The sequence below is a fragment of the Cellulosimicrobium sp. KWT-B genome, assembly GCF_002127155.1.
In the GTDB taxonomy this organism is placed as follows: Bacteria; Actinomycetota; Actinomycetes; order Actinomycetales; family Cellulomonadaceae; genus Cellulosimicrobium; species Cellulosimicrobium funkei.
Genome location: NZ_NEDO01000002.1, coordinates 273,063 through 291,934, shown reverse-complemented (window position 1 = coordinate 291,934; position 18,872 = coordinate 273,063). Strand labels below are relative to the sequence as shown.

The following is an 18,872-nucleotide window of genomic DNA, read 5'->3' as shown; positions in this document are numbered from 1 at the left end:
GTCGTCGACGACGGAGCCGGGATACGTGCTACCACCACACTGCCCCCGGTTGCCCCCTGAAACTGCTTGCGTGATCGAGGGTACGCGACGGGTGCCTGGTTGGCCCGCGCGCGGGCCGCCGTCGGGCGTCAGGGGCGCCCGGTGCCGGTGCGCTTCGGCGGCCGGACGGTCGGCACGTCGCCGACGATGGGGATGGGCCGACGGTGGAACGGGAAGCCGTAGCGCGTGACCAGACCGGCGAGCGTCGTGAGGCGGTTGCGCGGCCCGATGAGCCCCATGATGTGGACGAACAGCCACGCGAGCCACGCGACGCCGCGCGTGAGCCGCAGCCTCCCGACGACCTCGGCGATCGCCGCGCGTCGGCCGATGACCGCCATGGTGCCCTTGTCGAAGTACCGCAGGGACGTCGTCGGGCGCCCGGCGAGGAGCGCCTCGATGTTCCGCGCGACCTGCTCGCCCGACTGGATCGCGGGCTGCGCGAGCTGCGGCAGCCCGGCGGGCGAGATCGCGATGTCACCCGCCGCGAACACGCCCGGCAGGCCCTCGACCTGGAGGTCGTCGCCGACGACGACGCGCCCGCCCTCGCCGCGCGGCAGGCCCCAGTCGTCGACCTCCTCGTGGGGGTGGACCCCCGCCGACCACACCGTGAGGTCGGAGCGGATGCGCGTGCCGTCGGTGAGGACGACGGCGTCGGGCAGCACCTCCGCGACCCCGGCGCCCAGGTGCAGGCCGACGCCGCGACGGCGCAGCTCCTCCGCCGCGTACCGGCGCAGCTTCGGGTGGAACGACTTGAGCACCTCGCCGCCGCGCTGGACGATCTTCACCTCGAACGCGTCGCCGTGGATCTCCGGGTAGGCGGGGCGCAGCCCCGCGGTGCGGAGCTCGGCGAGCGCCCCTGCGACCTCGACGCCCGTCGCGCCGCCGCCCACGACGACGACCCGCAGCCCCTCGTCCTTGCCGGGGTTCGCCGCGGCCTTCTCGAGGCGGATGAAGAGCGTGTCCCGGATCTTCATGGCCTGGGACCGCGAGTACATGGGGAACGAGTTCTCCTTGGCGCCCGGGGTGCCGAAGAAGTTGGCCGTGACGCCGTTCGCGACGACGAGGTAGTCGTAGTCGACCCACTCGTCGTTGAGGAGGCGGATGCGGCGCGCCTCGTGGTCGATGCCGACGAGGTGCTCGTGCACGACCCGCACGTTCTTCTGCTTGAGCCGCAGCCCCCGCAGGAAGTAGGTGACGTCGCCGGGGTTCAGGCCGCCCGTCGCGACCTGGTAGAGCAGCGGCTGGAACGTGTTGTAGACGCGACGGTCCACGAGCGTCACGCGCACGGGCGCCTTCGCGAGCCCCTTGACGACGGCGAGCCCGGCGAACCCGGCGCCGACCACCACGACGTGCGGCAGGGGGGTGGCGGCTGCCGGTGCGGGGGCAGCGGTGACGGGCTCGGGCACGTGGCCTCCTCGGGGCGACGGGGTGGGAGAGCGCCGGTGCCCGCCCGACTGCGTCGCGGACGTCGCCGACGACGTGTGCCAGGTTACGGCGAACCCCGCCCCCACGCCGAACAGCCGACCCTGCCCCCGAGGCAGAGCCCTGGCCGCGCGAGGTAGAGCCCTGGTCGCGCGAGGTAGAGGCGTGGTCGCGACCACGCCTCTACCTCGGCGGACCGGGGCTCTACCTCGCGCGTTCGGCGTGCGGGTGTGCGTCGCAGTCAGGAGCGGTGGTGCTCGACGTCGTCGCGGCCCAGGAGGTCTTCGCGGACGACACGGCGCAGCACCTTGCCGATCTGCGAGCGCGGCAGCTCCGGCACGACGGCGAACGTGCGGGGCAGCGCGTACCGGGCGAGGCGCTTCTCGCCCCACTCGCGCACGGCGGCGAGGTCGACGCGCGGGGGCGAGGCGGCGTCGTCCGCGTCGTCGAGCACGACGACGGCCGCGACGTGCTCGTCGGAGCCGGACCCGGGCACGCCCACGACGGCGACGTCCCGCACGCCGGGCATCCCGCGCAGGTGCTCCTCGACCTGCGACGGGTACACCTTGAACCCGCCGGTGACGATCATCTCCTTGATGCGGTCGACGAGCGTGACGAGGCCCGCGTCGGGGCCGTCGAGGGCCACGCGCACGACGTCGCCCGTGCGCAGCCACCCGTCGTCGAGCAGCTGGTGGGCGGTCTCCTCGGGCCGGTTCCAGTAGCCGCGGAACACCTGCGGGCCGCGGACGAGCAGCTCGCCGCGCACGGTGCGCACGCTGTCGTCGGACGGCTCGGCGTCGCGGAGGTCGCCGGCGTCGAGCGCGTCGGCGTCGACGACGCGGATCTCGGTGCTGGGGAACGGGAGCCCGAGGGTGCCGGGGCGACGGTCGTCGGAGCACGGGTTGCCGAGCGAGATCGGTGACGTCTCGGTCATGCCGTAGCCCTCGATGAGCAGGCCGCCCGTCGCGTCCTCCCAGCGCTGCGCCGTCTCCGCGGTGATGGGCATCGCGCCGGCGAAGGCCAGGCGGATCGAGGTGAGGTCGGAGCCCGCGCCCGCGGCGTCGGCCGCGGCGGTGACGATGCGGTCGAACATGGGCGCGACGCCGGGCAGGAACGTCGCGGGCCGCCGCGCCTGGGCGGCGACGAACGCCTGCGGGTCGAACTTGGGGAACGCGACGAGGGTTGCGCCCACGCGCGCGGGCAGGGTGAGGCAGAACGTCAGGCCGAACGCGTGGAAGAAGGGCAGCACGCCGTAGACGGTCTCGGCGCTCTCCTCGAACGACGCCCACGCCTGGCCCTGGACCACGTTGGCGACGAGGTTGCGGTGCGTGAGGACCGCGCCCTTCGGGGTGCCGGTCGTGCCGCCGGTGTACTGCAGGAGGGCGACGTCGTCGGCGGCGGGGTGGGGCAGCGTCGGGGGGAGGGCCCGTGCGCGCCGGACGAGGTCGTGCCAGTCGGGCACCCCGGCCGGGAGCGGCGTGCGCAGGGCCTCGCGCTGCGCGCGGGCCCGGGCGACGGGCAGGCGCAGCGCGAGACGGCTGCCGCGCGGCAGGTCGCGCGCGATGTCGAGCCCGACGACGCGCCGCAGCCCGGGCACGTGGGCGCGGGCCTCGAGCACGGCCGGGACCGTCTTGGTCCACACGACCGCGACGCTCGCGCCGGAGTCGGCGAGCTGGTGGGCGAGCTCGTCGGCCGTGTACGTCGGGTTGTGCTCGACCACGACGCCGCCCAGCCGCTCTACGGCGTAGAACGCGACGACGTGCGACGTCGCGTTGGGCAGCACGAGCGCGACGCGGTCGCCGTGCCGGACGCCGAGGTCGTGCAGGGCGCTCGCGGCGCGCTCGACCTGCGCCACGAGCTGCGCGTACGTGGTGGTCGCGCCGAAGAAGTCGACCGCGACGCGGTCCGGCCAGCGCTCGGCCGCGCGGTAGAGGGCGGCCGTGACCGGCTCGTCGGGGACCTCGACGTCCGTCGGGACGCCGGGGGCGTAACGGTCGGTCCACGGCCTCGTCGCCAGAGTGTTCACTACGCCACCGTAACCTACGGTTGCGTAGGTTGTGTGCGGCAGCGGTGCCGAGCCGGGGAGGGCGCCGCGCGACGACACGTCATCCCGCGAGGACGCGGTCGAGCGCCGCGCGCCCCACGGGTCCCGAGTGGGCCTTGCCGCCGGGCAGACCCCGCTCGCCGTTCTGCCCCATGAGCAGGAGGAAGAGGGCCTTCAGCGCGGCCAGACCTCGGGCACGCCGGACCGCCGCGTCGTCGGCCGGCGCGTAGGCGTCGAAGAACCGCGCCGCGAGGCCGGCGGGCAGCAGCACCCAGGCGGCGGCGAGGTCCCACGCCGGGTCGCCCGCGAACAGGTCGCCGAAGTCGACGACGCCCGCGAGCGTCCCGGCCGCGACGACGACGTTCGCGGGGTGCAGGTCCCCGTGCACCCACACGGGCGGACCCTCCCACGCGGGGGCCGCGACGGCGTCGGCCCAGACGGACCGGACGGCGGCGGAGTCCGCGGGGGCGACGGCGCGCAGAAACCCCTCGAAGCCGTCCGTGACGTCGCGGGGGTGGGCGCCCCGGTCCGCGGACGACGGCGCGTCGGCGGGCGCCGCGACGTGCAGCGCCCGGAGGAATCCCGCCAGCGCGTCGGCGGCGTGCTCGCCCCGGGTGATCGTCGCGTGGTCGAGCGGCTCGCCGGGCACCCAGGTCATGACCGTCCAGTGCCGCGGGAGGTGCGCGGACGGCTCGCCGTGCCGCACCGGCGTCGGCACGGGGAGCGGCAGGCGCGGCGCGAGCACGGGCAGCCACCGCCGTTCCTTGAGCTGGAGCTCCGGCGTCGGGTCCATGCGCTGCACCCGGACGGCCAGGTGGTCACCGAGCCGCCACATCTGGTTCCCCCAGCCGCCGGCGACCTCGCGGAGCGGCAGCCCGGCGAGGTCGGGATGCTGCTCCGTCAGAGCCGCGCGGACGAGGTCGGCGGTGATCGGGGTCTCCGGGGCGCTCATGCGCGCCCACGGTACCGACGCGTCGCGCCTACGCGGCGACGTCGCCCTTCAGCGGGTCCCGGCCCGCGACGGAGTGCCGGTAGCCGTAGAACCCGTAGATGATCAGCCCGACCACGACCCAGCCGAGGAACCGCAGCCACGTGAGGGTCGTGAGGTTCGCCATGAGCCACAGGCACGCGACGCCGGACACGATCGGCAGCACGGGCGACCACGGCACCTTGAACGAGCGCTGCAGGTCGGGCCGGGAGCGGCGCAGGATCGGGATGCCGAAGCTCACGAGGACGAACGCCGAGAGCGTCCCGATGTTGATCATCTCCTCGAGCAGCTCCACCTGGGACAGCCCGGCGATGAGCGCGACGACGACCCCGACCCCGACCTGGAGCCGGACCGGCGTGCGGTAGCGCGGCGACGTGCGGGAGATGCCGCGGGGGAGGAGGCCGTCGCGGCTCATCGCGAAGACGATGCGCGTCAGACCGAGCAGCAGCACCATGATCACCGTCGTCAGGCCGATGAGGATCCCGACGGAGATGACCCGCCCGGCCCAGTCGGCCCCGACGATGACGAACGCGGTGGTGAGCGACGGCGCGTCGGACTCCGCGAGCTCGGTGTACGACACCATGCCCGTCACGACGAGCGTGACGAGGATGTAGAGCACCGTGACGATCGCGAGGCCGCCGAGGATGCCGCGCGGGAGGGTGCGCTGCGGGTCCTTGGCCTCCTCGGCCGTGGTCGCGACGACGTCGAACCCGATGAAGGCGAAGAACACGAGCGCCGCCCCGGCGAGGAGGCCCATGACACCGTAGGTCGTGGGCTCGAGGCCGGTGAGGAACCCGACGAGCGGCTGCTCGAGGTTGCCCTGCTCGGGCGCCGGCTGCGCGGGCGGGACGAACGGCGTGTAGTTCGAGGCGTCGACGAAGAAGAACCCGACGACGATCACGAACAGGGTGATGGCGACCTTGATGACGGTGAACACGCTGTTGACGCGCGTGCTCAGCTTCGTGCCGAGCGCGAGGAGCGTGGTGAACACCGCGACGATGAAGACCGGGCCCCACTCGAGGTCGACCGGGCCGAGGGGGATCGTGAGGGGGAGGTCGATGCCGAACAGCCCGAACGCGTCGCCGAGGTACACGCCCCAGAACTTCGCGATGACCGCGGACGCGAGCAGCATCTCGAGGATGAGGTCCCAGCCGATGATCCACGCGACGAGCTCGCCCATGGTCGCGTAGGAGAACGTGTAGGCGGACCCGGCGACGGGCAGCGCGGACGCGAACTCGGCGTAGCACATGACGGCGAGCGCGCAGACGATCGAGGCGATGACGAACGAGACGATGACGCTCGGGCCGGCGTAGTTGGCCGCGGCCGTCGCGCCGACGGAGAAGATGCCGGCGCCCACCGCGACGGCGACGCCGAGCACCGCGAGGTCCCACGCGGTCAGCTCGCGCTTGAGGGAGCGCTCGGGGTCGTCGACGGCCGCGAGCGAGTCCTCCACGGACTTGCGGCGGAACAGGCCGGTCCTGGTGGTCACGGGTGCGCCTCCCGGCGTCGGGGTCAGCTCCGTCCATTGAACCGGCCCCCGGACCCGGTCGCGCGGCGACCGCACCCCCTCGGACCCGGCGGGTCCGGCGGGGATGCCGTCGCGCGTCGTCGGCCGCTGCTCAGGCGGGGTGCCAGCGCGCTCCCCAGCGGCGGGTCAGGCGTCCGCCCGACGTCGCCGCATGGGCCCGCACGCCCGCCTCCACGGCGTCCGCGACACCGTGCGCGGACGCGTCCGTGTCGGCGAGGAAGCGCACGGTGACGCGCGCCTCGCCGCGGACGACGCCGACGTCGTACGCCTCGACGGTCGTGAGGGCGCGCGCCGCGTCGGCGGCCGCGGGCAGCACGGCCTCGGGGTCGGCGCCCGGGTGCAGGAGGCCGACGGCGAGGGTCACGCGGTAGGACGGCACGGCTCAGGCCACGCCCGGCCGGGGCGCCGCGTCGCTGAGCACGGCGACGAGGAAGTCGGCGTCCGGGGTCCAGGGGCGCAGGTCCCACGTGGCGAGCGCGAGGTCGAGGTGCAGGCCTGCCTCCGTGGCGTCGGCGAGGAACTGCTCGGGCGGGTACCCGCGACCCGTGCCGAAGCCCACGACGGCGCGGCCGCCGGGCGCGAGGTGGGCGCGGAAGCGGCGCAGCACCTCCACCTCGGTGCCCGGCGCGAGGAACGTCACGACGTTGCCCGCGCACACGATCAGGTCGAACGGCTCGGTGACGCCCTCCGCGGGCAGGTCGAGCTCCGCGAGGTCGCCCACGCGCCAGTCGGGGCCCGGGTGGTCGGTGCGCGCGGCGTCGATCAGGACGGGGTCCACGTCGACGCCCACGACGGCGTGCCCGCGCGCGAACAGCTCGGCGCCCACGCGCCCCGGCCCGCAGCCCGCGTCGAGGACCCGGGAGCCGCGCGGCAGCATGGCGTCCACGAGGCGGGCCTCGCCCGCGAGGTCGGCGCCCCGGGCGGCCATGGCCCGGAAGCGTTCGACGTACCAGGTGGAGTGCGAGGGGTCGGCGGCGGTCTTCTGCTCCCAGCGCGAGGGACGGGTGACGCTCATGCCGCCGACGCTACCCGGGCGTGGGAGAGTCGGTCCCGTGACCTTGGTCCCCACCACCCTCGGCATCGACCTCGGGACGAGCGGGCTCAAGCTCGTCCTCCTCGGCCGGGACGGGTCGGTCGTCGCGGAGGCCGAGGCGGCGTACGACGTCGAGCACCCGCGCCCCGGCCGCTCCGAGTCGGCCCCGACGACCTGGACGACGGCGCTCGGCGTCGCCCTCGACGACCTCGCCGCCCGCGCGGCCAGGCTCGGCGAGGTCGCGGTGCGCGCGGTCGGTGTCGCGGGCCAGATGCACGCCGCGGTGCTCGTGGACGACGCGGGGGACGCCGTCGTGCCTGCCGTCCTGTGGACGGACGCGCGCGCGGCCGACCGGCTCGACCGCTGGCGCGTGCTGCCCGACGCCGTGCGCGCCCCGCTCGCCAACCCCCTCGTGCCCGGGATGACCGGGCCCGTGCTCGACTGGTTCGCCGCGCACGACCCCGCCACGCTCGACCGCGCGGCGCACGTGCTGCTGCCCAAGGACGTCGTGCGCGCGTGGCTCGTCGACGACCCCGTCCTCCCCGTCGCCACGACCGACCGGTCCGACGCCGCGGGCACGCTCCTGTGGGACGTGCCCCGCGACGCCTGGGCGGCCGACGTCGTCGCGCACCTCGACCTGCCGGCCCGGCTCCTGCCGGGCGTGGCGCCGTCGGACGCCGTGGCCGGGACCACCGCCCGGCTCGCGCGGTGGTTCCCGGCGAGCGGGAGGGCGGTGCCCGTCGTGGTGGGCGGCGGGGACACCCCGGCCGCGCGGCTCGCCGTCGGGACGCCCGGGCTGCACGTCAACCTCGGCACGGGGGCGCAGGTCATGGCCGCGCTCGACCGCCCCGAGCCCGTGCTGGACCCCCTCGTGCACACCTTCGCGGACACCGGCGCCGGCCCCGCCGCGCGGTGGTACCGCCTCGCGGCGGTGCAGAACGCGGGCCTCGCGCTCGGCTGGGCGCTGCGGGTCCTCGGGCTGGGCTGGTCCGACGGCCTCGCGCTCGCGCGGACCGTGCCCGACGGCGCGGGCGGCGTGACGTTCCTGCCGTTCCTCACGGGGGAGCGCGGCGGGGTCGCCGGTCCCGACGCACGCGGGGCGTGGACCGGGCTGCGCGAGGACACGGGGCGGCCCGAGCTCGTGCGCGCCGCCGTCGAGGGCATGGTGTTCGCGGTCGCGGCGGCGGTCGACCTGCTCGACCCGGCGCCCGCGGCCCCTGGCACGGCACCGGCACGGCCCGTGCGCCGTCCGGAGGGCGAATCCGGCGCGGTGGTCGTGACGGGCGGCGGGTCGCGCGACCCGCTCGTGCGCCGGCTCCTCGCCGACGCGCTCGGCCGGCCCGTCCACCGCGTCGGGCTCCGCAGCGCGACCGCGGTCGGCGCGGCGCTGCTCGCCGCGCGGGGCACGGGCGACCCGGTCGAGCCGGTCGTCGCCACGGACGAGCCGGAGCTCCCGGGCCCGGGCCGGGCGGACGTCGTCGGGCACCTCGCGCGCTGGCGGGAGGCCGCTGCGGCCCTCGCGTGACGCACCCGGGGCCGACCCTGCGAGAATCGAGGGATGTCCACCGCAGCCGCCGTGACCACCGGGACCGCACCCGTCACGGACCTCGCCTCCAGCGCCCCCACGGGCGAGATCCTCGCGGTGTGCCGCGTGCACGCCCTCCTGCCGGACGCGGGGCCCGTCGGCGTCACGGCGATCGACAAGCGCCCCGTCACCGGACCGGTGAAGGTGCGCCGGCTCGGGCTCTACGCGGACCTGCAGGCCGACCGCGCGAACCACGGCGGCGAGGATCAGGCGGTGTACGCGTACGGGCAGGACGACGCGGACTGGTGGGCCGGCGAGCTCGGTCGCGACGTCCCGCCGGGCCTGTTCGGCGAGAACCTGCGCGTGGAGGGCATCCCGGTCACGGAGGCCGTCGTCGGCGAGCGCTGGGCCGTGGGCACCGCGCTCCTCGAGGTCACCCAGCCGCGCACGCCCTGCTCGACGTTCGCGCGCCGCCTCGGCGAGGACCGGTGGGTCAAGCGGTTCACGGTCGCGAACCGCACCGGCGCGTACCTGCGCGTCGTGCAGCACGGCGAGCTGCGCGCGGGCGACGCGGTGACGGTCTGCTACCGGCCCGAGCACGGGGTGACGCTCGCCGACTGGTTCGGCGCCTGGAACGGTCGCGGCGCGAACCCCGAGCGCGCGGCCGGGCTCGCGCGCCGCCTCCTCGCCGCCCACCTCGAGGGCGACGTCACGCTCACGGACGAGCTGCGCGCCCGCGCCGAGATCGCGGCCGGACGCCGGATCGAGGACTGAGCGTCAGCGCTCCGCGCGCGGGATGCGGGGGCCGCGACGGCCGCGGGGCGGCTCGTTCGGCGGCCACTCGCCGTCGTCGGAGCCGTCGTCGGCGGTGAAGAGCAGGTCGTGCAGGCGCACCTGGACGTTCTCGACGTCCGGCACGTCGTGGAGGTTCAGCCCGGGCTTGTCGGTCGCGTCCGAGATGACGAGGGTGCCGCAGCCGAAGATCCGGTCGATCGGGCCCTTCTCGTAGTTGACGTCGTTGATCCGGTAGAGCGGGATGTCGCGGCCGGTGCGCGTGATGATGCCCGAGCGCATGGCGATGCGCTTGTTCGTCACCGTGTACTCCGTGGTGCGCCAGCGCAGCCACGGCACGAACACCCAGACCACCGCCGCGACCAGCGCGAGACCCGCCACGACCCACCGGACGACGTCGTTCGGGACGAGCAGGACCGTGACCACGACGGCGGCGACCAGCACGAGCAGCAGCACGAACGGCCAGAACAGCGCCTTGGCGTGCTCCTTGAGCTCCATGACGACGTGCTCGCCCTCGGTGAGGTGCTTCTCGCTCAGTCCCATGGGCAGCATCGTGCCACCCGCGCTACCCCTGCGCGGCCAGGTTCCAGCCCTCGACCGTGCGCAGCCCGTGCCCGTAGCCGAGGAGGCAGATCGCCGCGGTGCCGAGCTCGAACCGCGCGCCCAGGGCCGGGTCGAGCCCCAGCCAGACCGTCGCGAGGACGCGGAGCAGGTGGCCGTGCGCGAACAGCACCACGTCGTCGCCGTCCTGGAGCGTCGGCTCGACGCGCCCGAGCACCCGGGCGGCCCGCGCCGCTACCTGGTCGAGCTCCTCGCCGCGGTGCCCGTCCGGCGCCGCGAGGACGTTCACGCCGTCGCGGAAGAGCAGCCACTCGCGCCCGAGCTGCTCGCCGACCGCGACCGACGTGCGCCCCTCGACGGGCCCGTAGTCCCACTCGGCGAGGTCGTCGTCGGTCGTGGCGGCGGGGAAGCCCGCGAGGTCGGCGGTCCGGCGCGCCCGCTCCCGGGGGCTCGTGAGCACGACGGCGGGCCGCCGCCCCCGGCGGTCGGCCCACCCCTGGAGCCACACGCCGGCCGCGACGGCCTGCTGCTCGCCGGCGACGGTGAGCGGGACGTCGGAGCGGCCCGTGTGGCGCCCGCTCGCGCTCCACTCCGTCTCGCCGTGGCGGACGAGGACGAGCTGCGGGTCGGGGGAGGGGGCGGTCAGGGTCACGGGGCGGCCTTCCTGCGCGGGGGTTCCTCAGCAGGATCACCCCGGTGCGCGGACGGCGCGCGGCGACGGCCCTGCCGGGCGGTGCCGGGGGCCCGGCCGGCGGGCGCGCGGTCGGGTCAGTCGGGGATGCCGTCGAGGCCGTTGACCGCGAGGAAGACGACGAGCGCGCCGAGCAGGACGACGGCGAACCCGGTCGCGACGAGCAGGACGGTACGGGGGCGGACGCGCACGAGGACTCCGGGCCTGGGGGACGGGCGGGCCTCCCCATTCTCGCGCAGCGCCGCGACGGTGCGGTTCGTGGGTGCTGCGTGGCGGGGTGCGCCGGGGTGCGGCCCGCCGGGGGTTGGCCAGGGTGCGGCCGTCGGGGTGCGGCCCGCGTTGACACGCCCCACGAGGCCCGGCAGGGTGGCCGGACGCGTGGTCGGGACGACCGCGCGGACGAGGACGTCGGCGACCGCGCCGCGGCACGACGCCGACGCGCCGGTCCGGGGGAGGAACCGCGATGGTGCACGAGACGGCGGACGGGCAGACCGCGTACGGCAGCCCGGAGTTCGACTGGTCGATCCTCACGGTGCCGACGGCGCTCGCCGTCGTGCGGGGGCAGCTCGGCTTCTCGTGGCTCGAGCTCAGCGACCGGCTCGCGACACTGACGCAGGCGGAGCTCGAGTGGGAGCCGGGCCCGGACGCGCTGCGGGTCGTGCGGCGGGGGTCGGAGCGCACGCCGCGCACGCTCGGTGCGGGCGAGTGGGTGATGGAGTGGCCGGAGGGCCCGGACTCGCCGCAGCCGCGCACGGTGGCGTGGCTCGTCGCGCACCTCACCGAGGCGTTCTTCGAGCGCTGGGAGTGGACGTTCGGGCCGCACGAGCGGCGCCGGGACGCGGTGACCTTCTCGGGGGAGGTCGGGCCTGCCGTCGACGGGCTGCGGCACGAGGTCGAGCGGTGGCGCGCGGGCGTCGACGGCCTGCCCGAGGACGGGGCGTTCACGGTCGGGCTCGGCCAGGCGACGGAGATCGACGCGCAGGCGCCGTTCGCCCACCTCGTCGCGCACATGAACCGCGAGCTCGTGCACCACGGGGCCGAGATCATGGTGCTCCAGGACCTGTACCGCGCGACGCACGGCGCCGACTGATGCCCTGCCGCGGGAATCGCGCGGCCGCCCAGATGGTTGAAGCGTCACATGACCACGAACAGCCCGGCGCCGACGGACGCCGCCGCCCCCACGGTGAAGATCGACATCTGGTCCGACGTCGCGTGCCCCTGGTGCTACGTCGGCAAGCGACGCCTCGAGACGGCGCTCGGCCGCCTCGCGGAGTCGGGTGACGGGCCGCAGGTCGACATCGAGTACCACTCGTTCGAGCTCGCGCCCGACACGCCCGTCGACTTCGACGGCACCGAGGTGGACTTCCTCGCCGGGCACAAGGGCATGCCGCGCGCCCAGGTCGAGCAGATGCTCGGACAGATGACGCAGCTCGCCGCGGCCGAGGGGCTGCGCTACGACTTCGACGCGCTCCAGCACACCAAGACGCTCACAGCCCACGAGCTGCTGCACCACGCGAAGGCGCACGGCAAGCAGGTCGAGATGAAGGAGCGGCTGCTCAAGGCGTACTTCGAGGAGGGCCGTCACGTCGGCCGCGTCGAGGAGCTCGCGGACCTCGCGGCGGAGGTCGGGCTCGACCGCGCCGAGGTCGTCGCGGCGCTCGAGGACGGGCGCTGGGCCGACGACGTCCAGGCCGACATCGACCAGGCGCGCGCCTACGGGATCAACGGCGTGCCGTTCTTCGTGGTCGACGGGCGGTACGGCGTCTCGGGTGCGCAGGACCCGGCGGTGTTCGTCCAGGTGCTGCAGCAGGCCGTCGCGGAGCGTGACGCGGCCTGAGCCGCGGCGTCCCGGACGACATCGGGATGCGGCGTGGAAGCGACGCATCTCACACCCGGTGCGGTGGAACTGCGACTCGGTATCACCCAGACTGGACGCAGCCCGCACCGACGCCGGCCCACACGTGCACCGGCGCCCGTGAATCCCACGAGGAGGCCTCAGATGACGGACACGACCACGAACCTCTACCACTCGATCGCGAACCCGCGCCGCACGACGCTCATGACCGTGAGCGCCGCGGACGCCGCCGCCCCGCACCGTGAGCCCGCGCCGGGCCTCACGCTCGTGGGCGCCGACGACGCCGCGGTGTGCGTCGACGGGTCGTGCGCGCTGCCCGAGTAACCGGGAGTGCCTGAGAGAGTCGCCGGAACACCTCGTTCCGGCGACTCTTTCCTGCACCAGGCGAGGGGTGAGGCCGGTCAGTTGCGGCGGTGGTCCTGGATCGACAGGCGCGGGCCGCGCCGCGGGGCCTGCGCCCGGCCGGAGACCTCGAGGAGCCGCACCACGCGGTAGCGGTGCGGCGCGTACGGCGCGAGCAGCTCGAGCATGCGCTCGTCGTCGACGCGCTCGCCCACGAGCGCCCACCCCACCGCCTTCGCCAGGTGGTAGTCGCCCACGGACACGGCGTCCGGGTCGCCCAGCGCCCGCTGCGCGACCTCGGCCGCCGTCCACACGCCCACGCCGGGCACGGCCTGCAGCCGCGCGTGCGCGGCCGACGCGCCCTGGACGTCGCGCAGGCGGTCGCACTCCTCGAGGCGCCGGGCGACGCGCGCCGCCGCGACGACCGTCCGCGCGCGGCCCGGGTCGACGTTCGCGCGGTGCCAGTCCCACGTGGGGACGCGCGCCCAGGTGGCCGCGTCGGGCACGACGAGCATCCCGGCGTCGCCCGCGGGCCCCGGGGCGCGCTCGCCGTGCCGACGCAGGAGCCAGCTCCACGAGCGCCACGCCGCGACGGACTGCACGCGCTGCTCGAGGATCGCCGGCACGAGCGCCTCCAGCACGCGCCCCGTGCGCGGGATCCGCAGGCCGGGGCTGCGGCGGTGGGCGTCGCGCAGCACGGCGGGCGGGGCGAAGCCCGTGTCGTCGTCGTCCTCGCCGAGCAGGCGGGGCAGGCCGTCGAGCACCTCCGCGGCGCCCGGCCCCCACGCGTGCCCGACGACGTCGCACGGCCCGGTCTGCACCAGCCGGTACGCCGCGGGCCCGGTCTCCGCGCGGGTCGTGCGCCACACGTCGCCGGACGGCGTGCGGCGGAACGTCGGGTCGTACGGACCGCGCGCGAGCCGGTCGAGCGTGAGGTGCAGGTCGAGCGGCCGCCTCGACCGGAAGCGACGCGCGAGCGGCGCGCCGGGCTGCGCGAGGTCGCCGACCGTGCGCTCGGCGGGCGCGCGGCCCGTGCTCGGCAGGACGGTCACCCGTCCATGGTCGCACCCGCCGCCGACGCCCCGACCCCGCCGCCCGACCCCGCTGCCCTTGCCGATCCTCACCGCCCGGCCGTCGAGCACGACGTTGCTGGCGGCATCAGCCTGTTCGCGACAGCAGGGTCGTGCTCGGCGGGAGGGGTCAGTCGAAGAGGGTGTCCATGTCCCACGTCGGCTCGGGCGCGGCCTGCCGGGCCGCGGGTGCCCCCCGGTCGGCTGCGGCCGGTGCGGGCACGCGGCCCGGCGAGCGGGTCGGGTCGCCGAGCTCGGGCACGAGCGTGCCGTCGAGGTCCCCGCGGCCCGCGGCCCAGTCCTGGGCGGCGAGGCCCGCGAGCTGGTCCGCGCGCTCGTTGAACGGGTCACCCACGTGGCCGCGCACCCAGCGGAACCGGACGGGTCCCGCGCGCTCGGCGATGACCCGGTCGATCGCCTGGACGAGCTCGAGGTTCTTCACGGGCTGGCCGCCCGCCGTCCGCCACCCCTTGCGCTTCCAGGCGACCACCCACTCGGACGCGCACTTGATCGCGTACTGCGAGTCGGACTCGATGAGCAGCGGCTCCGCGCCCGGGTGGGCGCGCACCGCCTGAAGCAGCGCGGTGAGCTCGGCGACCTGGTTGGTCCCGCTCACGGCGCCGCCGGAGTCGAACGTGCCGTCGTGGTTGATCCACGCCCACCCGATGGCTCCGCCCGGGTTGCTCAGGCACGAGCCGTCGGTGCTGACAGTGATCACAGCGCTCCTCGATCACGGACGATCCCGCCCGCCGGCTGCGGCGCGGGGAGGCGAATGCGTCGGCGCCATTGTCCCCCGCCCGGGAGGGTCGTGGTGCACGTGTCCGACGCCGTCCCTCCTGGAGGCGCGCGGCCCACCCCGCGCGGGCCGTTCCGGGGCGTCCCGGGACGACGTCCGGGAACCCCGGCGGTCCCGGTCCGACGTCGTCGCTCGGGGTCGCCTCAGGGGAGAACCGGGGGGATACCCCATGGTGCGGCGGGGCGGCGCCGTCGAGGCTGGGACGCATGGTCGCGTGGGTCGTGGAGCTGTGGGGACAGGTCGAGTCGTGGCTGCTCGCGCTCGTGGACTCGGCGTGGGCGCTCCCCGTGCTCTTCGCGACGACCGCCGGCGACGGGTTCTTCCCGCCGATCCCGGGCGAGACGGTGATCGTCATGCTCGCCGTCGCGGCCCAGTCGGGCGGCGGGGTCGCGTGGGGGATCGTGCTCGCGGTCGCCGCGCTCGGCGCCTGGTGCGGCGACCAGCTCGCCTACGCCCTGGGGCGCGCGCTCGGCACCCGTGCCCTGCCCGCCCTGCGGGGCGCACGCGGGCGGCGCGCCGTCGAGTGGGCCACACGGTCGCTCGACCGGCGTGGCGCGTCCGTCGTGCTCGGGGCGCGGTTCGTCCCCGTCGGGCGCACGGCCGTCAACGTGACCGCCGGCGCGGTCGGGTTCTCGCGGCGCCGGTTCATGGCGCTGTCCGCCGTCGCCTCCGTGACGTGGGCGACGTACTCCGTGGTCATCGGGACGCTCGCCGCCGCGTGGGTCGGCGACAGCCCGCTGCTCGCCGTCGTGGTGGGCGTGGTCGGGGGCATCCTGCTGGGCGTCCTCGTCGACACCGTCGTCCGGCTCCGCGCGGCGCGGCGCGAGCGGGCCCTCGCCCCGGCGACCGGACCGGTCCCGGTCCCGGCAGCCGTCGCGGCGCTCGCGGTGCCGAGCGGCGCGCCCGAGGAGACGGACCCCGCCCTCGTCCCGTGCCCCGGCGCCGGGAGCTAGGGCCCGCCAGACCCGACCCGGGACGGCCGACCTGCCCCGCCCCGACCCGCCCCGTGACGGTCGACCCGTCCCGCGACGCCCGAGACGGTCCGGGAGGGCCGGGACGCACGAGGGCCCCGGTCGACGACCGGGGCCCTCCGCTCGCTCTCGGGACGCGTCGGTCAGGACACGCCGAGCAGGTCGATGACGAAGATCAGCGTCTTGCCGGACAGGCGGTGCCCGCCGCCCGCCGGGCCGTACGCGAGCTCCGGCGGCACCACGAGCTTGCGGCGCCCGCCGACCTTCATGCCCGGGATGCCCTGCTGCCAGCCGGCGATGAGGCTGCGCAGCGGGAAGTTGATCGACTCGCCGCGGTTCCACGACGCGTCGAACTCCTCGCCCGTCTCGTACTCGACGCCGAGGTAGTGCACGTTCACGGTCGCGCCGGGCGTGGCCTCGGGGCCGTCGCCCACGGTGAAGTCCTCGACGACGAGCTCGGTGGGCGCGGGACCCTCCGGGGCGTCGACCTCGGGACGGGACAGTCCGTTCTCTCCAGTGGTCATGCTCCGATCCAACCACGGCGACGGGCGCCCGGTCCGGCGTGCGGATCCCGACGGCGCTCCGGCGCGGGGTCGAGGTTGGGGTCGTCCGCAACCCCGGTCGGGGGCGCCCCGCACGGCCCGTTCGGCGACGCGCAACACCGCGAGCCCGAAAATCGCCATCATGGAGGCATGCCCACCACACCTGAGCCGCCCTCCGGCGTGCCCGCCGACCCCGCGCGCCCGGACGCACCCGAGGCGCCGCCGACCGGGGTGCCGCCGACCGCCGCCGGGCACCGGCCCTCCCCGCAGGAGGTGCGGCGGTGGCGCCGCTTCCTGGCCGACGAGCGCGCCGAGGCCGCGGTGTACCGGGACCTCGCGAGCCGGCGGACGGGCGAGGAGCGGGACATCCTGCTGGCGCTCGCGGAGGCGGAGCGCCGCCACGAGCAGCACTGGCTCGACCTGCTCGGCGAGGACGCGGGACGGCCGCTGCGCGGCGACTGGCGCACCCGCACGCTCGGGTGGCTCGCGCGGCGCTTCGGCGGCGTGTTCGTGCTCGCGCTCGCCCAGCGGGCCGAGGCACGCTCGACGTACGCGACCGACGCCGACGCGACGCCCCGGATGGCCGCCGACGAGCGGATCCACGAGGAGGTCGTGCGCGGCCTCGCGACGCGCGGGCGCAACCGCATGTCCGGGACGTTCCGCGCAGCGGTGTTCGGCGCGAACGACGGCCTCGTGTCCAACCTCGCGCTGATCCTCGGCATCGGGGCGTCCGGCGCGTCGAACAGCACGGTCCTCCTCTCGGGGCTCGCGGGACTGCTCGCGGGGGCCCTCTCGATGGGCGCGGGGGAGTACGTGTCCGTGCGTTCCCAGCGCGAGCTGCTCGACGCGTCGACGCCGAGCCCGCAGGCGTCGGCGGCGCTGCCCGACCTCGACGTGGACGCGAACGAGCTCGCGCTCGTCTACCGGGCGCGCGGCATGGCGCCCGCCGAGGCCGAGGAGCACGCGGCCGACGTCCTCGCGACGTACACGCAGCAGACCGTGATCGCGCCGCCGCCCGGTATCGACGAGCACGAGACGCACGGGACCGCGATGGGGGCGGCGGTCTCGTCGTTCCTCTTCTTCGCGTCGGGTGCGCTCATCCCGGTCGTGCCGTACCTCCTCGGGATGACGGGCTTCCTCGCGGTCGGGGTCGCGGCGCTCCTCGTCGGGGTCGCGCTGCTCGCGACCGGCGCGACGGTGGGCCTGCTCTCGGGGACGTCCCCGCTCACGCGGGCCCTTCGCCAGATCGCCATCGGGTTCGGCGCGGCCGCAGCCACGTACGCGCTCGGCCTGGTGTTCGGGGCAACCGTCGGGTGAAATTCGGCGCGTCGAGTGGTGAGCGTCACACTGCCGTGCCTACCGTGACCTCGGACGGGCCCCACGGCCCGCCCCTTCGCTGCACCGACGACCCACGGGGCACACGATGGACGCGACTCACGACGCGCAGGGCAGGCGCGCATCAGCCGCCCGTCGCTGGCTCGTGCGCGCGCTCGTCGCCGGTGGCGGTCTCGGTGCCGGCCTCGCGTTCGCCGTCGCGACCGCGGGCGGCGCGTCCGCCGCGGACGACCCGCTCGGGCTCGGCAAGGCCCTCTCGCCCGTCACGTCGACGGTGCAGACCGTCGTCGACCCGGTCGTCCAGGACGTGGTCAAGCCCGTCGTGCGCGACGTCGTCGCCCCCGTGGTCCAGCCCGTCGCCCCGGTCGTGGAGCAGGTCGTCACCCCCGCCGCCCCGGTGGTCGAGGAGGTCGCGCGGCCCGTCGCCCCGGTGGTCGAGCAGGTCGTCCAGCCGGTCGCTCCCGTGGTCGAGCAGGTCGTGGAGCCGGTGGCGCCCGTCGTGCAGCCGGTGACCGACGCCGTCGCGCCCGTGACCACGCCGGTGCTCGACGCCGTCGTGCCGGCCGCGACGCCCGTCGTCGAGGCGGTCGCCCCCGTGGTGGACCCCGTGCTCGAGACGGTCTCGCCCGCGCTCGACCCGGTGACCCCGGTCCTGGAGGCGCTGACGCCGGTCCTCGACGTCCTGGCCCCCGTGACCGACCCGGTGCTCGGCCCGATCACGGGCCCGCTCGCTCCGCTGGACCCGCTGACGCCGCTGCTCCCCGGGACTCCCGGCACGGACACCCCGGGCACGGACGACCCGCCGGTCGGCGTCCCGTCGACGCCGGGCGCGGTCGACCCGGGCGGCGTCGTGGCCGCGCCGTCGGCGACCGCCGTCCCCGCGCTCCCGCCCGCCGCACCGGCGGCCGCCGAGCCCAGCGCCACCACGACGGGCCGCGACGGCCCCGAGGATGTGACCGCGCGGGACGCGCGCGCCCGGACGGCGGCGGTCGACGTCGCACCGAACGGCGCGCCGCCGGGCTCGGCGCTGCCCTCCGACGGGCCGACCGGCCCGGGGGGCGTCCCCTCCGACGGCGGCCCCGGCACCACTCCCTCGCCCTCCGGCAGCGCGCAGCGCGCCGGGGCGGGCGGCGAGCTCGCGGCGGTCGGCAGCGGTGCCGACGCCCCCGCGCTCTCCTCCTGGACCGCCGTCGTGGACGACGCGCGGTCGAAGCACCCCTCGACCTTCTTCGAGGTCCCCGTCTCTCCTGCCTGACGTGGCTCGCGCCGCGCCCCGAGCGCGGCACACGCGACCCGGCGCCGTCGTGCGCCAGCCACTTCTGAGCAGGAAAGAGAAAC

The 18,872-nt window shown here is 76.0% G+C and carries 19 protein-coding genes; 8 read left to right on the top strand and 11 right to left on the bottom strand.

What is annotated here, in order from left to right; all coding sequences use genetic code 11:
* Positions 1 to 128: 128 nt before the first annotated feature.
* The 6 genes from B9L22_RS07550 to B9L22_RS07525 form a co-directional block, all read right to left on the bottom strand.
* Positions 129 to 1,445, bottom strand: a complete 1,317-nt coding sequence (locus B9L22_RS07550; protein ID WP_233139855.1) for an NAD(P)/FAD-dependent oxidoreductase — start codon at positions 1,443 to 1,445, stop codon at positions 129 to 131.
* A gap of 257 nt (positions 1,446 to 1,702) precedes the next feature.
* Complete coding sequence (locus tag B9L22_RS07545) at positions 1,703 to 3,487, bottom strand: AMP-binding protein (RefSeq protein ID WP_086149873.1); 1,785 nt, start codon at positions 3,485 to 3,487, stop codon at positions 1,703 to 1,705.
* A gap of 79 nt (positions 3,488 to 3,566) precedes the next feature.
* Positions 3,567 to 4,457 carry an aminoglycoside phosphotransferase family protein gene (locus B9L22_RS07540; RefSeq protein WP_086149872.1) on the bottom strand — a complete coding sequence of 297 codons (891 nt, stop codon included), beginning with the start codon at positions 4,455 to 4,457 and terminating at the stop codon, positions 3,567 to 3,569.
* 28 nt (positions 4,458 to 4,485) lie between these two features.
* Positions 4,486 to 5,982: an amino acid permease gene (locus B9L22_RS07535; protein ID WP_086149871.1), complete on the bottom strand. Its 1,497-nt coding sequence runs from the start codon at positions 5,980 to 5,982 to the stop codon at positions 4,486 to 4,488.
* Between the two features lie 130 nt (positions 5,983 to 6,112).
* Positions 6,113 to 6,400, bottom strand: a complete 288-nt coding sequence (locus B9L22_RS07530; protein ID WP_086149870.1) for a hypothetical protein — start codon at positions 6,398 to 6,400, stop codon at positions 6,113 to 6,115.
* Positions 6,401 to 6,403: 3 nt separating this feature from the next.
* Positions 6,404 to 7,036, bottom strand: a complete 633-nt coding sequence (locus B9L22_RS07525) for a bifunctional 2-polyprenyl-6-hydroxyphenol methylase/3-demethylubiquinol 3-O-methyltransferase UbiG (protein WP_086150209.1) — start codon at positions 7,034 to 7,036, stop codon at positions 6,404 to 6,406.
* A 37-nt stretch (positions 7,037 to 7,073) separates the two neighbouring features.
* Between B9L22_RS07525 and B9L22_RS07520 the strand changes: the two genes are divergently transcribed.
* A complete protein-coding gene (locus B9L22_RS07520; RefSeq protein WP_158097165.1) occupies positions 7,074 to 8,579 on the top strand; it encodes an FGGY family carbohydrate kinase in 1,506 nt (501 codons plus the stop codon).
* Positions 8,580 to 8,612: 33 nt separating this feature from the next.
* Positions 8,613 to 9,353, top strand: a complete 741-nt coding sequence (locus B9L22_RS07515) for an MOSC domain-containing protein (RefSeq protein ID WP_086149868.1) — start codon at positions 8,613 to 8,615, stop codon at positions 9,351 to 9,353.
* A gap of 3 nt (positions 9,354 to 9,356) precedes the next feature.
* On the opposite strand, the gene B9L22_RS07510 is transcribed toward B9L22_RS07515, so the two are convergent.
* Positions 9,357 to 9,914, bottom strand: coding sequence for a PH domain-containing protein (locus B9L22_RS07510; RefSeq protein ID WP_043659328.1), 558 nt, complete (start codon positions 9,912 to 9,914; stop codon positions 9,357 to 9,359).
* Between the two features lie 22 nt (positions 9,915 to 9,936).
* Entirely contained in the window at positions 9,937 to 10,584 is a 648-nt protein-coding gene (locus B9L22_RS07505; RefSeq protein ID WP_233139853.1) for a histidine phosphatase family protein, read from the bottom strand.
* 502 nt (positions 10,585 to 11,086) lie between these two features.
* Between B9L22_RS07505 and B9L22_RS07500 the strand changes: the two genes are divergently transcribed.
* The 3 genes from B9L22_RS07500 to B9L22_RS07490 all read left to right on the top strand — a co-directional run bounded on the left by B9L22_RS07500 (position 11,087) and on the right by B9L22_RS07490 (position 12,802).
* The gene (locus B9L22_RS07500; RefSeq protein ID WP_086149867.1) at positions 11,087 to 11,713 is read left to right on the top strand and encodes a DinB family protein; all 627 of its coding nucleotides are present in this window, start codon (positions 11,087 to 11,089) and stop codon (positions 11,711 to 11,713) included.
* A gap of 48 nt (positions 11,714 to 11,761) precedes the next feature.
* Positions 11,762 to 12,460 (top strand): DsbA family protein, encoded by a 699-nt coding sequence (locus tag B9L22_RS07495; protein ID WP_021483014.1) that lies wholly within the window; start codon positions 11,762 to 11,764, stop codon positions 12,458 to 12,460.
* 162 nt (positions 12,461 to 12,622) lie between these two features.
* Positions 12,623 to 12,802 carry a hypothetical protein gene (locus B9L22_RS07490; RefSeq protein WP_021483013.1) on the top strand — a complete coding sequence of 60 codons (180 nt, stop codon included), beginning with the start codon at positions 12,623 to 12,625 and terminating at the stop codon, positions 12,800 to 12,802.
* A gap of 77 nt (positions 12,803 to 12,879) precedes the next feature.
* Here the strand turns inward: B9L22_RS07490 and B9L22_RS07485 are convergent, their stop codons facing one another.
* Positions 12,880 to 13,872, bottom strand: coding sequence for a DNA-3-methyladenine glycosylase (locus B9L22_RS07485; protein ID WP_233139851.1), 993 nt, complete (start codon positions 13,870 to 13,872; stop codon positions 12,880 to 12,882).
* Between the two features lie 148 nt (positions 13,873 to 14,020).
* Positions 14,021 to 14,608 (bottom strand): ribonuclease H, encoded by a 588-nt coding sequence (locus B9L22_RS07480; protein WP_086149866.1) that lies wholly within the window; start codon positions 14,606 to 14,608, stop codon positions 14,021 to 14,023.
* A gap of 284 nt (positions 14,609 to 14,892) precedes the next feature.
* Here B9L22_RS07480 and B9L22_RS07475 point away from each other — a divergent pair, with 284 nt between their 5' ends.
* Entirely contained in the window at positions 14,893 to 15,639 is a 747-nt protein-coding gene (locus B9L22_RS07475; protein ID WP_086149865.1) for a DedA family protein, read from the top strand.
* A 161-nt stretch (positions 15,640 to 15,800) separates the two neighbouring features.
* Here B9L22_RS07475 and B9L22_RS07470 read toward each other — a convergent pair whose 3' ends face one another.
* Positions 15,801 to 16,181, bottom strand: a complete 381-nt coding sequence (locus B9L22_RS07470; protein WP_086149864.1) for an FKBP-type peptidyl-prolyl cis-trans isomerase — start codon at positions 16,179 to 16,181, stop codon at positions 15,801 to 15,803.
* 168 nt (positions 16,182 to 16,349) lie between these two features.
* Between B9L22_RS07470 and B9L22_RS07465 the strand changes: the two genes are divergently transcribed.
* Together B9L22_RS07465 and B9L22_RS07460 are read left to right on the top strand one after the other, a co-directional pair.
* Positions 16,350 to 17,516 (top strand): VIT1/CCC1 family protein, encoded by a 1,167-nt coding sequence (locus tag B9L22_RS07465; RefSeq protein ID WP_086149863.1) that lies wholly within the window; start codon positions 16,350 to 16,352, stop codon positions 17,514 to 17,516.
* Positions 17,517 to 17,622: 106 nt separating this feature from the next.
* Positions 17,623 to 18,789: a hypothetical protein gene (locus tag B9L22_RS07460; RefSeq protein WP_143317151.1), complete on the top strand. Its 1,167-nt coding sequence runs from the start codon at positions 17,623 to 17,625 to the stop codon at positions 18,787 to 18,789.
* Positions 18,790 to 18,872: the final 83 nt, after the last annotated feature.